At 57.5% G+C, this 14,018-nt stretch carries 8 protein-coding genes; 7 read left to right on the forward strand and 1 reads right to left on the reverse strand.

The window, feature by feature from the left end; genetic code table 11:
• Positions 1 to 19: 19 nt before the first annotated feature.
• The gene (locus tag BQ7483_RS03210; RefSeq protein WP_072544786.1) at positions 20 to 4,345 is read right to left on the reverse strand and encodes a CusA/CzcA family heavy metal efflux RND transporter; all 4,326 of its coding nucleotides are present in this window, start codon (positions 4,343 to 4,345) and stop codon (positions 20 to 22) included.
• 255 nt (positions 4,346 to 4,600) lie between these two features.
• Here BQ7483_RS03210 and BQ7483_RS03215 point away from each other — a divergent pair, with 255 nt between their 5' ends.
• The 7 genes from BQ7483_RS03215 (at position 4,601) to BQ7483_RS03245 (ending at position 14,004) form a co-directional block, all read left to right on the forward strand.
• A complete protein-coding gene (locus BQ7483_RS03215) occupies positions 4,601 to 5,182 on the forward strand; it encodes a hypothetical protein (RefSeq protein WP_072544787.1) in 582 nt (193 codons plus the stop codon).
• Positions 5,175 to 6,206: a serine/threonine-protein kinase gene (locus tag BQ7483_RS03220; protein WP_072544788.1), complete on the forward strand. Its 1,032-nt coding sequence runs from the start codon at positions 5,175 to 5,177 to the stop codon at positions 6,204 to 6,206. Before BQ7483_RS03215 ends, BQ7483_RS03220 begins: the two co-directional genes overlap by 8 nt.
• Before the next feature lie 178 nt (positions 6,207 to 6,384).
• Positions 6,385 to 6,933, forward strand: coding sequence for a RagB/SusD family nutrient uptake outer membrane protein (locus BQ7483_RS03225; protein WP_262493910.1), 549 nt, complete (start codon positions 6,385 to 6,387; stop codon positions 6,931 to 6,933).
• 221 nt (positions 6,934 to 7,154) lie between these two features.
• The gene (locus BQ7483_RS03230) at positions 7,155 to 8,723 is read left to right on the forward strand and encodes an arylsulfatase (RefSeq protein WP_072544790.1); all 1,569 of its coding nucleotides are present in this window, start codon (positions 7,155 to 7,157) and stop codon (positions 8,721 to 8,723) included.
• Between the two features lie 138 nt (positions 8,724 to 8,861).
• On the forward strand, positions 8,862 to 9,203 hold the full coding sequence (locus BQ7483_RS03235) for a hypothetical protein (protein ID WP_072544791.1): 342 nt from the start codon (positions 8,862 to 8,864) through the stop codon (positions 9,201 to 9,203).
• A 33-nt stretch (positions 9,204 to 9,236) separates the two neighbouring features.
• Complete coding sequence (locus tag BQ7483_RS03240) at positions 9,237 to 11,804, forward strand: glycoside hydrolase family 84 protein (protein ID WP_072544977.1); 2,568 nt, start codon at positions 9,237 to 9,239, stop codon at positions 11,802 to 11,804.
• Positions 11,805 to 11,943: 139 nt separating this feature from the next.
• Entirely contained in the window at positions 11,944 to 14,004 is a 2,061-nt protein-coding gene (locus BQ7483_RS03245) for a beta-N-acetylhexosaminidase (protein WP_072544792.1), read from the forward strand.
• Positions 14,005 to 14,018 lie beyond the last annotated feature (14 nt).

Genomic DNA, 14,018 nt, shown 5'->3' on the forward strand with positions numbered 1-14,018 from the left:
TTAGTATGTCTGGGTTTGTTTACTCTGTATAAAGTTCCAGTTCAAGGATGGTGACGTTGTAGGCGTAGACCGTTTCGATGTAGCCCCGTTTGATTTCACGGGCTGCATTCAGGCTCTGGATGAATTCGCTGATGCTGATCTCACTTTCCTGGAATTTCTTCAGGGCGCTGTTCTGCAAGGCTTCCGCTTCCTTGACGGCTGCCTGCTCGTAGTAGGCCAGGCGTTCGCGCTGCCGGGCCAGCTGGCTCTGCAGTTCGCTCACCTTGTTGGACAGTTGGCGGCGGTTGTCTTCCGCTTCCCAGCTGGCTGTCTGCAGGTTGATGCGTGCCTGCTTGGCGCGGCTCCGTTGCGGGAAGAAGAGGATGGGGAAGGACACTCCTACCATCCACGAATTCAGTCCGGTGAGCGGTGCTATCTTCTGGCGGACGTAGCCAACGGACAGTTCCGGGAAGAAGCGGCTGCGCTCTATTTTCAGCAGGTCCTTCTTCTCCTGCAGCTGGGCGTCGAAGTAGTTCAGGTGGAGGCTGGACAGCGACAGGCCGCCGGTGCGCAGTGTCATCACCGTCAGGGCCGTGTCGGCGGGCAGCAGGGCTTGGTCGCTGTAGCAGGCCCAGGCAAAGCGGCGTCCGGCCAGTGCCAGTTCCTCGGAGGCTTCCATCCAGCGGGTATGCAGGTCGGTGGCCAGGGCCGTTATCATGTTGCGTTCGGCCAGGTCGATGTCACCTTGCTGGTAGCGTTGTTCGCCGCTGTTGCGCAGGCGTTCGGCCAGTTCCTTCTGTCCGCTGTACAGCGCGTTGAGCTGGAAGGCATACTGGTAGTAGGCCCAGGCCCGCTTCACTTCGGCCGTAATCTCCTTCTTTACCATGTCGCGGTAGTTTTCGCCCTTGTAGATTTGCGTGTTGGCCAGGGCGTTTTTGTAGAAGGGCGTGAGCAGGGAGCCGAGCGACTGTTCCACCGACAGCTCGTTGTCGTGGCGGTCGATGCCGTTCAGTTGTCCCCAGGAATAGCTGAACGAAGTGTTTCCTCCGTCCCAGGCTTCCCCTTTCGTGGCCCGTGCCCGTTCGATTTCCGATTCGGCCATCTTCAGGCGCGGGTGGTTGTTCAGGGCTGTTTCTACAGCCTGGTCCAGGGTGACACGCTGCTGGGCCTGTGCGGCAGGTGCAAGGGCGGCCAGCAGGACGATGGCGAAGGCTGCCTTGCGGGCAGACAGGCGGCTCTTCCTGCGCAGGCGTCCGGCAGCTATGCTGTTCACAAGACGGTAGAATACGGGGATGATAATCAGTGTCAGCACGGTAGATACAATCAGTCCGCCTATCACGACAGTAGCCAGCGGGCGCTGCACTTCGGCACCGGCCGAGGTGGCAATGGCCATCGGAACGAAGCCCAGCGAAGCTACCAGACCTGTCAGGAAGACGGGGCGCAGCAGGTGCGGACAGCCTTCGGCAATGATGCGGTCGGTGCAGAGGTGGTACCGGTTCCGTTTGCGGATGTCGTTGAAGTGGTTGATCATCAGGATACCGTTCAGCACGGCCACACCGAAGAGGGCGATGAAGCCTACGCCGGCCGAGATGCTGAAGGGCAGGCCGCGCAGCCACAGGGCCACGATGCCGCCGATGAGCGACAGCGGAACGGTAGAGAAGACTACCAGCGAATAGATGACGCTGTGGAAGGCGAAGAACAGCAGCAGCAGGATGAGCATCAGCGCGATGGGGATGACCACCGTCAGGGTGCTGATGGCGTTCTGCAGGTTCTCGAACTGGCCGCCGTACTCGAAGTAGTAGCCGGGTTTCAGCTTCACGTTCTTGTCGAGCGATTCGCTGATTTGTTGTACCACCTGCTGGATGTCGGCGTCACGCACGTTCACACCGATGACGACACGGCGCTTGGTGGCGTCGCGGTTGATCTGGAGCGGACCGTTCACCAGCTCGATGCTGGCCACTTCGCTCACCGGCAGCTGGATGTTGTCCTTGGTGCGGACAAACAGCTTGTCGATGTTCAGGTCGCTCACTTTCTCCTTGTCCAGGCGGACTACCAGGTCGAAGCGGCGTTCGTTTTCGAAGACCACACCTGCCGTTTCGCCGGCATAGGCCGTGCGGATGACGGTGTTCAGCTCTTCGATGTCGATGCCGTAGCGGGCTATCTTGGCGCGGTCGAAGCGCACGAGCAGCTGGGGCAGACCCATGGCCTGTTCTACCAGCACGTCGGAAGCTCCCGGCACCTGTTCCACGTAGCGGGCGGCTTCGCGGGCCTTGTCATAAAGCTCGGCCATGTCTTCGCCGTAGAGCTTGATGGCGATGTCGGCCTTGGCACCGGTCATCAGCTCGTTGAAGCGCAGCTGGATGGGCTGGCTGAAGTTGAATTCCGCCCCTTCGATGGAGTCGAGGCATTGCTTCATCTTCTCCACCATCTCCGCGCGGCTGGAGGCGGAAGTCCATTCGCTGAAGGGCTTCATCACAATCATCACGTCGGCATCTTCTACGGCCATCGGGTCGGTAGGCACTTCGGCCGTACCGATTTTGGCTACCACATGCTTGATTTCGGGGAAGCGGCTTTTCAGCCTTTTTTCCGCTTCGAGCGAAAGTTTGATGCTTTGGCTCAGCGAACTGCCTGCCGGAAGGGTCATCTGCATGGCAAAGTCGCCTTCGTCGAGGGTCGGGATGAACTCGGCTCCCAGCTTCGTGAAGAGCAGCAGCGAGAGCAGCAGGGCCACGAAAGAGACGGCGATGGTGCCCCATACGTGAGCCAGGCTGAAGCGGAGCACACGGCTGTAGACTCTGTTCAGCCGGTCGAAAAAGCGGTCGGCCAGGGTCGGCTTCACCGTCACGGTCCGTTTCAAGAAGAGGGAAGCCATCATGGGGACGTAGGTGACGGACAGGAAGAGGGCACCGATGATGCAGAATACCAGTGTCTTGGCCATCGGCGTGAAATATTTTCCTTCGATGCCGGTCAGCGTCAGGATGGGGAAGAACACGATGAGGATGATGAGCACGGCGAACGTGGCACTCCGTACTACCCGTCCGGCTCCTTTCTCCACTTCGTGGTCCATTTCCTCGCGGTTCAGGGTGCGGCCGCGCAACTCCCGTCCATAGAGATGGGCCAGGATGCCTTCCAGGATGACGATGGAGCCGTCCACCACGATACCGAAGTCGATGGCGCCGAGACTCATCAGGTTGGCCGACACGTTGAAGATACGCATCAGGATGAAGGCGAAGAGCATGGCCAGCGGGATGACCGAAGCCACAATCAGGCCGGCACGCACGTTGCCCAGGAAGATAATCAGTACCAGGAACACGATGACGGCTCCTTCCACCAGGTTACGGATGACGGTGGAGATGTTCCGGTTCACCAGTTCCGAGCGGTTCAGGTAGGGCTCTACCGACACGCCTTCGGGCAGCATCTGCTGTACCTTGGCCACCCGTTTTTCCAGTTCTTTGGTCACCACGTTGGCGTTGGCGCCCTTGAGCATCATGGCGATGCCGCCCACACACTCGCCTTCGCCGTCCTTGGTCATGGCTCCGAAGCGTTTGGGTGCGCCGAATTGTACCCGGCCGATGTCGCCGATGTGTACCGGTATGCCGCCACGGTTGGTCACCACAATCTGCTCCACGTCGTGCAGGTCGTTGATCATACCTTCCGAGCGGATGTAATAGGCACGGTTCACCTTTTCGATGTAGCTGCCGCCCGTATTCTGGTTGTTGCGGCTCAGGGCCTCGAACACCTCGCCGATGGTGATGTTCAGCGAGTAAAGGGCGTCGGGGTCTACGGCTACCTCATATTGTTTCAGGTATCCGCCGAAGCTGTTGATTTCCACAATGCCGGGGATGCCCGAAAGCTGTCTTTTCACAATCCAGTCCTGGATGGTGCGCAGCTCCATGGCGTCGTAGCGGTCCTCGTAGCCCGGAGCCACCTTGAGGACATACTGGTAAATCTCGCCCAGACCGGTCGTGATGGGCATCAGTTCGGGCGTACCCAGTTCGGGCGGAATTTCGCCGGACACCATCTGGATCTGTTCGTTCACCAGCTGACGGGCGTCCAGTGTCGGGACGTCTTCCTTGAAGACCACCGTCACGAGCGACAGCCCGAAGCGCGATACCGAGCGGATTTCCTCGACGTTCATCACGTTGCTCATGGCGATTTCGATGGGGAAGGTGATGAGCTGTTCCACCTCCTGTGGGGCCAGCGTGGGCGACACGGTGACAATCTGCACCTGGTTGTTGGTGATGTCGGGCACGGCATCGATGGGCAGTGTCAGCATGGAGTATATGCCGCCCGCCAGAAGCAGCAGGGTGGTCAGGGCCACGAACAGCTTCTTTCGGATTGAAAAATGTACGATTTTTGCAAACATAAATAAGAATGAATACTAAATTTATAATGATTACAAAGTTACTCTCTTTACAGGTTGAATTCATCTTCTGGACACTGAAACGTCCAAAATGGAGGGTGAAGTGTACATTTAGCGGGATGATGTGTGCGGTTTCTTCTCTTCATTCTATTATAAACAAAGAAAAAATGACGTGGAAACAGGGCTGAAAATATGGCTTTTTCACTTGGCATTTCCCGCGGTTTGCGTTATCTTTGTCCTGAAATAATAATATTCCTTATGATGGATGTGTACAAACCCGAAATAGCCGAACTGCTGGTGCTGGTCGAGAAGGCCTATCCGAAATCCCTGCATACTTCTACCGATTTCGACGAGTTTTCCCTTTATCTGAAGCGGGAAATGAACGAAAGTGTCTCCACCTCGACGCTGAAGCGTCTGTGGGGCTACGTGGGCGACAGTCACCTGCCGCGCATGCAGACGCTCGACATTCTGTCGCGCTACATCGGTCATGCCGGTTTCAAGCAGTTCTGTGCCTGGCTCAAGACCAGTACGGCCTATAATTCATCCTTCTTTTCGGCCCATCAGGTATCGGCCCGCGAGCTGCAGCCCGGGTCGGAGGTCGAGATCGGGTGGTCGCCCAACCGCTACCTGCGCCTGCGCTACGAGGGCAACGACCTGTTCCAGGTGGAGGAGGCCCGCCAGTCCAAGCTGTTGCAGGGCGACCGTTTCGAGGCGGTTTCGTTCCTCATGGGACAACCTTTGTTCCTGCCATACGTGCTGCGCAACGGCGAACGCCTTTCGCCCTTCATCGCCGGACGCAACGGCGGACTTACCTTGGTAAACAGTGTGGTGCATGGATGACAGCAGCATTTCATCGGGTTTCATTGATGTAGACCGCCAGGCAGGCCGGTCGAGCTTCACCGACCTGCAGGAAGTCTATGTGTCGGCCTCGGGCTATGGCCGGTTATTCCGTTGCCGTCGGTACAACCGCCTGCACATGCTCAAGGCTCTCAAGCCGGCCTGTGTAAGCAATCCTTTCTACGAACAGGCCTTGCGCAAGGAGTTCGACATCGGCTACCAGCTGGAGCATCCGCACGTGTGCCGCGCCCTAGGGTGGGAGACGTTGCCCGAGTTGGGCCACTGCATCGTGATGGAGTACATCGACGGGCAGACCCTGAGGGAATTCATGGAACAGGGAAAACTGACGCCGGAACTGGCGCGTAAATTCGTGCGCGAACTGTGCAGTGCCCTGGGCTACCTGCACGGCAAGCAGATTGTACACCGCGACCTCAAGCCCGAAAATATTCTGGTGACCTACAACGGAAACAACATCAAGCTGATAGACTTCGGCCTGTCCGACTGCGACGACTACGACGTCCTGAAGCTGCCTGCCGGCACGCGCTATTACCTGGCCCCCGAGGCTTTGAAGCCCGGACAGCCGTTGGACCTGCGGGCCGACATTTATTCCCTGGGCATCATCATCGGCGAGATGGCCGAGCGGCTGAAGGACAAGCGGCTGGCAGCCGTGTCGCGCCGCTGTACCCGTCCCCGGCCCGAGAACCGCTATCCGTCGGCTGCTGCCGTGGTGCGCGATATGGATGGAAAGCGTCCCCTCCTTTCGTTCTACCGCCGGGCGGCCGTAGCTGTAGCGGTTTTGTTGGTAGCCGGTGGCGGCATCCTTTACCTCCGTCAGCGGGCAGTTCCTTCATCGGCCGCTTTTCCCGTGTACGGCAATTATTCCCTTCCGGCCGAATGCTGGCCCCGCCTGTCCGACAGCATCGGGGTGGAGCAGGCGGTAGCCGGTGAATTTCCTCTGCCTGCCCAGCGGCAGTCCGCCGCTTTCCTTCAGCATCGGGAAGCGCTTCTCGGGGCAGGCGGAGAATAAGTCGGCCGTCAGGCATTCCGGCCTGTACATGTTGTTTGCCCGGCTTATGCACACCGTTTTCCCAGCTTGAACACATCGTTTGTCCAGCCTATGCACACCGTTTGCCCAGCCTGGACGGTTGGTTTTCCCAGTCTAAGTTTTCCCCGCTTGGACGGGGCACCTTTTCCTCGTTCACCTTGTGTTCCTGCTCGGTCAGCATTCATTTCATCCGTTCTTTCTTGCGTTTCAGGCCGTTTATTCAGCCGGCAAACAGGTATCGAAGCTGATGTACAACATCCGTCGCGAACGCCGTTGTGAACTGATTGAGGAAGGCATGCGTATGGCCGACCTCAAGCGTTGGAGAGCTCTCGACCAGCTTGACTACAAGAACTTCCCCAACGAAGCTTACCGCGTATCGGGTATGAACCTGTGGGAGTCGGAAGAACTGGCTGACTTTGAAGAAGGTGAACTGAAGGGTGAAGGCGATCCGGGTGTAACCGGTCCGAACATCTCCGGCAAGACCAATTCGGGCAAATACCTCTGTCCTTACAGAGCCAATCCCAACCATTACCTGTACAACCGTGGTTACAAATGGTGCGAAGCCCACTACCTGTCGCCGATTAGCATCAAGAACTTCAGACAGACCGCCAGCAATCTGGAAGACCTGAGCACTTCGGTCATCTACCAGAATCCGGGTTGGGCTACCGAAGTGGATGCGACTCCGATTGGTGTGCCTGCCCAGAATTAAGACAAGGTAAATCATCAGGTCCCGGACGTTCCGGTGGAAGGACGTTTCCCGTTCCTCCCGCCGGAAATGTCCCCCCAGGGATTCAGTTTAACAATAGGTTTAGGTAAAAAGGCAAGGATTGTTTGCTGTCGTTCGGAGAGATTCTTGACGAACTTCGCAAACAATCCTTTTTTATATCCGGAAATTTTATTTATATTCGCCAACAAATAGATAGGAAAAAGATGAACAGACTATTATACTCCGCCTTGCTTTCGTGCGGACTGCTTCCGGCAGTGGCCCAGAACGCGTCCGCTCCCAACATCGTACTGATTATGTGCGACGACATGGGATTCTCGGACATCGGTTACTATGGCAGCGAAATACAGACCCCCAACCTGGACAAACTGGCTGCGGAAGGTGTCCGCTTCAGCCAGTTCAAGAATACGGGACGCAGTTGCCCCAGCCGGGCTGCCCTGCTGACCGGAAGATACCAGCACGAGGTGGGCATGGGATGGATGGCCGAGGTGGACGAGCATCGTCCGGGGTATCGCGGACAGATAGACAAGGCTTATCCGACCATTGCCGAAATCATGAGAGAAAACGGATACTGCACCTATATGAGCGGGAAATGGCATGTGACCACTATCGGCGGTTATGAATCGCCCAACGGCAGCTATCCCGTGCAGCGAGGCTTCGACCGCTATTACGGCTGCCTGCATGGCGGTGGCAGCTATTACAAGCCCGAACCGCTGTACAACGACCTGGAACGCATCCATTCCGTCCCCGACGACTATTACTATACAAGGGCCATTACCGACTCGGCCGTCTGCTTTGTAAACCGGCACGACACCAGCCGTCCCATGTTCCTCTACGTGGCCCACTATGCTCCGCATCTGCCTTTGCAGGCTCCGGAGGAAGCGGTGGAAAAATGCCTGGACCGGTACAAGGTGGGGTATGATGTGCTCCGCCGTCAGCGCTTCGAGAAGCAGAAGAAGCTGGGACTGGTACCCGAAGACATGGAACTGCCGGTATTCAACAAGGAATTTGGCGGCAAACGTCCGGCCTGGGAAGACCTGACCCCCGAACAGCAGAAGCAATGGACACACGACATGGCAACGTATGCGGCCATGATCGAAATCATGGACGAAGGCATCGGCAAGCTGGTAGATGCCATCAAGCGGAAAGGCATGTACGAGAATACAGTCTTTCTGTTTCTCAGCGACAACGGCGCCACCGACGAGGGCGGCTACCTGGGACAGCTGATGTCCGACCTGTCGAACACACCCTACCGGAGCTACAAGAAGTGGGTATTCCAGGGGGGAACCAGCACGCCCTTTATCCTGACGTATGGCGACAAGCGGAAGAACCGGATGGAGGGACAGGTGTGCCGGCAGCCGGCCCACATCATTGACATTCTGCCGACTTGCATGGCGCTGGGACAGGCCGTCTATCCCGAACGCTTCGAGCATGCCGACCTGCCGGGCCGGAGCCTGTTGCCCGCCGCGGAAGGGAAGCCGGTGGAAGAGCAGACACTCTACTTCGAACACCAAAGCTCGTGCGGCATCATCGACGGTCACTGGAAGCTGGTGAAGGCCAACCGGAACATGCAGTGGGAACTGATTGACCTGGACAAGGATCCGTTCGAGACAAACGACCTGGCCGGACAATACCCCGAAAAGGTGGAGGAACTGGAGGCCAAGTGGATTGAGTGGGCCAACACCCACAAGGTATTTCCGCTGGAAAACCGGACATGGACCGAAAGGATTAATTTCTATAGGCAGAAGAATCCCGACCAGCGGGGAGAAGAATAGAGACTATTATCAGAATTATAACAAATCATATTTTGAAGATTATGCAAAAACTTTTTATATCTATGCTGACGGGCGGACTGGTGGCTTCTGCTTCGGTCTGGCCGCAGCAGGCCCAACGGCCCAACATCATTATGTTCCTTGTGGACGACAAACGGGAAAAAGGAGGATGCCGGCAAGACGCTGATTTGGCATTTCCCCAACCTGTGGGGAGAAACCCAGGAGATAGCGGAAGGTTATGGAGCCTATTCGTCCATCCTGAAAGGAGACTATCACCTGATATACCATTGGGAGAACGGGCAGACGGAACTGTACAACATCCGTCAGGACATCTCGGAACAGAACAACCTGGCCGCCGATATGCCGAAAGTGGTCCGCAAACTGGCCAGGGAACTGACGGACGCTCTGAAGGCCAGAGGTGCACAGCGTCCGGCACTGAAAGCGACGAAAGAACTGCTGCCCTATCCGGACGGCTCCCGATAACACGGAATTATTTGTTTAACCTATAAATTGATGATGAAAATGAAAAAAATCAAGAAGAATCTGTTCCTGCTGATGGCCTCGCTGCTGGTGTGCGGCGGGCTGGCGGCTCAGGAAAGCGACTTTGACCTGGGCTCCCAGCGGTCGGAATCGCAGGATGTGAACCCGGTTCCCGGACAGGCATTGGACCACCACGGGCTGCTGATCAACCCGACGCCCCATGTCCTCCGGCTGGCTGAAGGAGAAACACTGGACATCAGTCAGGGTTTCCGGCTGAAAGGCAAGCGGAGCGGCGTGGCCGACGGCATGGACTTTCTGACCATCGCCAGGAAAGGAGTGACGCTGGAGATAGACTACGGCTCCAGACAGGCGGAAAAGAAAGGGGTGAAGCCCGTGTCGGGTGCCTACGAACTGGTGATAGACGGGAAGGGTGTCCGCATCACGGGATATGACGAAAAAGGAGCTTTCTACGGCTTGCAGACCCTGCGGGCCGTGCTGGAAAGTCCGGTATCGGCCGGCGGAAAGGTGCCCTGCCTGACGGTGAACGACTATCCCGACCTGCCATACCGCGGTGTGGTAGAGGGCTTCTATGGGACGCCCTGGTCCCACGAAGTGCGTCTGTCGCTGATCGACTTTTACGGCAAGTTCAAGATGAACTACTACTTGTACGGCCCGAAGGACGATCCGTATCACAGCTGTCCCAACTGGCGCCTGCCTTACCCGGAAAAAGAGGCGGACAACATCCGCGAGCTGGTGGAGGCGTGCAACCGTAACCGGGTGGACTTCGTATGGGCCATCCATCCGGGGCAGGACATCCGGTGGAATGAAGAAGATTACCGGAACCTGGTAAACAAGTTCAACGGGATGTACGACCTGGGCGTCCGTTCGTTTGCCATCTTCTTTGACGACATCTCGGGCGAAGGTACCAATCCCTACAAGCAGACCGAACTGCTGAACCGCCTGAACGAGGACTTCGTGAAGGTGAAGGAAGGGGTGGCTCCGCTCATCGTCTGTCCCACGGACTATTCCAGGCTGTGGGCCAATCCCTCTCCGAAAGGAAGTCTGGCCATCTATGGCAATACGCTCGACCCCTCCATCAATGTGTTCTGGACGGGCGACGTGGTGTGCAGCGACCTGACCCGCGGGACGATGGAGTGGGTGAACTCCCGCATCCGCCGTCCGGCCCTGTACTGGTGGAACTTCCCCGTGACCGACTATGCCCGCCACATCGTGATGCAGGGACCGTCCTACGGGCTGGATACCACCCTGACGGACAAGGACCTGTGCGGACTCATCAGCAACCCGATGGAGCACGGGGAAGCCTCGAAACTGGCCCTGTACAGCGTGGCCGACTATGCCTGGAACATTGCCGGCTACAATGCCCTTGACAGCTGGGAACGCGGACTGGGCGAACTGGCCCCCGAGGTAAAGGATGCCTACCGGACGTTTGCCATCCATTCGTGTGACACGGAGACCGGTTACCGCCGTGCCGAGTCGTGGGAGACAAAGACATTCCGCATGGACGATCCCTATACACAAGCCGACTATGACGCGCTGCTCCGCGAATTCGAGCGGGTGGAGCGGACGCCGGCCGTGATGGAAGCCGAATGCCGGAACCTGCTGCTCAAGAACGAACTGCGTCCCTGGCTGGTGGAATTCGGCAAACTGGGTACCCGCGGGAAGAAGGCGCTCCGGCTGATGGACCTGTATAAGACGGGCAGTGCGGCCGACTTCTGGGCAGCCTACCTCGACAACCTGATGACGACCGAAGACCTGAAAGCCTATAATGCGCACAAGGCGGGTACCATGAAGCTGCAGCCCTTCTACGAACATGCCATGGACGACCTGCTGGGAGCCTTCTATCTGCGCGAAGCCGGAAAGAAACCGGCCACCTGCCGGGCCATCGGCTCGTTCCCCACGCTGGCCACGACACAGAGTAAGCTGATGTTCGACAACGATACGACGACCTATTACACGTCGGGCACTTCGCAGGACGACCGCAGCTGGATAGGTGTGGACCTGGGACTGGTGAAGCCCGTCTGGGAAGTGTCCATCCTGCAGGGACGCAACTCTACGGACGACGTGGACTATTTCGACCGTGCCCTGTTGGAGTATTCGGTGGACGGGAAGGACTGGAAAGCCCTGTCCGATACGCTGGAGAAAAAGTATGTGGTCCGCTGGACGGACGACGCCGTACAGGCCCGCTACATCCGTCTGAAGAAGCTGCATACGGCGAAAACCAACTGGGCGGCTGTCCGTTCGTTCGAGGTCAATCCCGTACGCGAGGAACGTTTGGGCTTTGCCGTGGAGTCGGACCGGAAACCCGATGCCCTGCTGGCTTTCGACGAACTGCCTGCCACTTCGTTCGTCAACGAAGGTACTTTGGTATTCGGTTTGCCCGAAGGTACCACGGCCTGCACCCTGCTGGTGCGTCCGGGTTCGTCTGCCAGACTCTGCCAGCTGGACGCACGGGGCGAAGTATTGTCTGAAACGGCTCTGGACACTCCCTACATGCGGCTGAACATCGGGAAAGACACGTCCCGGATTCGGGTAGAGGGCGATGTCGAACTGTTTGAAGTCATTTTTCGTCAGGAGGCTGATTGAGGGCGATGTCAGGCCGTCTGTTTCGACTGATACCGGTTGTCAGAAAATTTTGCCTGCCTTGATGGTGTTGTTTCAAAAATAATTTAGTAATTTAGGCCGCTGAAGCGCGCTTATGAATATTTTTAATTAATGATATACCATGAAAATTCATCTGACTATGTTCCTGTCTTGCCTGTTGGTGATGGGATGCGGCTCGTCCGAGCAAAAGAATGTGCTCCTGATTCCACAGCCTCAAACGTGTGAGGTACAGTCGGGAACCTACTCCTTCGCAACAGGAGAAATGTTTTATTCCAATCTGTCGGGAACGGATAAAAGTGACCTGGCAGCTGTTCTTGAATCGTCGCCCTTCGGCCTGAAGGCTTCGGACGACGCACAGGCTTCCTTCCGGTTCGAACAGGTGGACAGCCTGCCGGGCATGGCCTCCGACGAAGGCTACCGGCTGACGGTGGACAAGAAGGGGGTCCGGGCCGAAGCCACTACGCCGGCCGGACTGTTCTATGCCTTCCAGTCGCTGCTGCAGATGGCCGAAGCCGGGCAGCAGGAGGGAAACTTCACCCTGCCTTGTGCCAGCCTGAGCGATTATCCCCGTTTCAGCTACCGCGGACTGCATCTGGACGTGTCGCGCCATTTCCGTTCGAAGGAGTTCATGATGAAGCAGCTCGACGCCATGGCCCGCTACAAGCTGAACCGCCTTCACTGGCACCTGACCGACGGCGCAGGCTGGCGTCTGGAAATCAAACACTATCCGCAGCTGACCGAGCAGGCCGCCTATCGTCCTTACCCCAACTGGAAAGCCTGGTGGACGGGAGGCCGCAAGTATTGCCGCAAGGATGACCCCGGAGCCGAAGGTGGATATTATACGCAGGACGACGTGCGCGAGATACTGGAACACGCCCGCAAGCTGCACATCACCGTCATTCCTGAAATCGAGATGCCGGGCCATTCGGAAGAGGTGCTGGCCGTGTTCCCGCAACTCTCCTGTTCGGGCAAACCTTATCAGAACGGCGAACTCTGCATCGGCAACGAAGAGACCTTTACCTTCCTGGAGAACGTGCTGCTGGAGGTGATGGATCTCTTCCCCTCGGAATACATCCACATCGGCGGCGACGAAGCGGCCAAGAGCAGCTGGGAAAAATGTCCGAAGTGCCAGGCCCGCATCCGCAAGGAAGGCTTGAAGGACGAGAAGGAACTGCAGAGCTACCTGATTCACCGCATCGAGAAATTCCTGAACGACCACGGCCGCAAGCTGATCGGTTGGGACGAGATTCTGGAAGGCGGACTGGCTCCCAGTGCCACGGTGATGTCGTGGCGGGGCGAGCAGGGCGGCATTACGGCTGCCAAGGCCGGCCACGACGTCATCATGACGCCCGGTGAATTCTGCTACCTGGATGCCTATCAGGATGCTCCCGGCACACAGCCCGAAGCCATCGGAGGCTACCTCACTTTGGAAAAAGTTTACTCTTACAATCCGGTTCCCGCCGAACTGACCGAGGAACAGAAACCCTACATCAAGGGTGTGCAGGCCAACGTCTGGACCGAATATATCCCCACGGAAGAACATGCCGAATACATGATTTACCCGCGCCTGCTGGCGTTGTCCGAAGTGGCCTGGACCGAACCCGGCCGAAAGGACTGGCCCCGTTTCCGCGAAGCGGCCCTGAAGGAAGTGAAGTGGTTGCAGTCGCAGGGTTACCATCCGTTCGACCTCGAACAGGAAGTGGGCGAGCGTCCGGAAGCCCGTCAGCCGGCAGAACATCTGGCCCTCCACAAGAAGGTGACCTATGCTTATCCGTATGCGCCTCAGTATCCGTCGACCGGCGAAACGGCGCTGACCGACGGCATCCGCGGCGGATGGACCTATGGCGACAAACGCTGGCAGGGCTTCCTGTGCAAGGATGCGGACGTGACCATCGACCTGGAGAAGGTGACCGACATCAAGCTGGTGGAGGCAGACTTCATGCAGCTGCGGGGACCTGAAATCTGGTTGCCGAAAGAAGTGGTGATTTCCGTTTCCGAAGACGGCAAGGAGTACCAGGAACTGAAGCGGATTGCGACCGAAGTCCCCGTAACCGAAGAGAAGCTGGTCATCCAGAAATACCGTTGGGAAGGAACGGCCAAAGCGCGTTATGTCCACTTCCAGGGCCTGCTGAACCGTGAGGTGATGGGATGGATGTTTGTAGACGAAATCGTAGTAAAATAACCTCTTTAAGAATA

Origin of the sequence: Mediterranea massiliensis (assembly GCF_900128475.1) — a bacterium.
In the GTDB taxonomy this organism is placed as follows: Bacteria; Bacteroidota; Bacteroidia; order Bacteroidales; family Bacteroidaceae; genus Bacteroides; species Bacteroides massiliensis_E.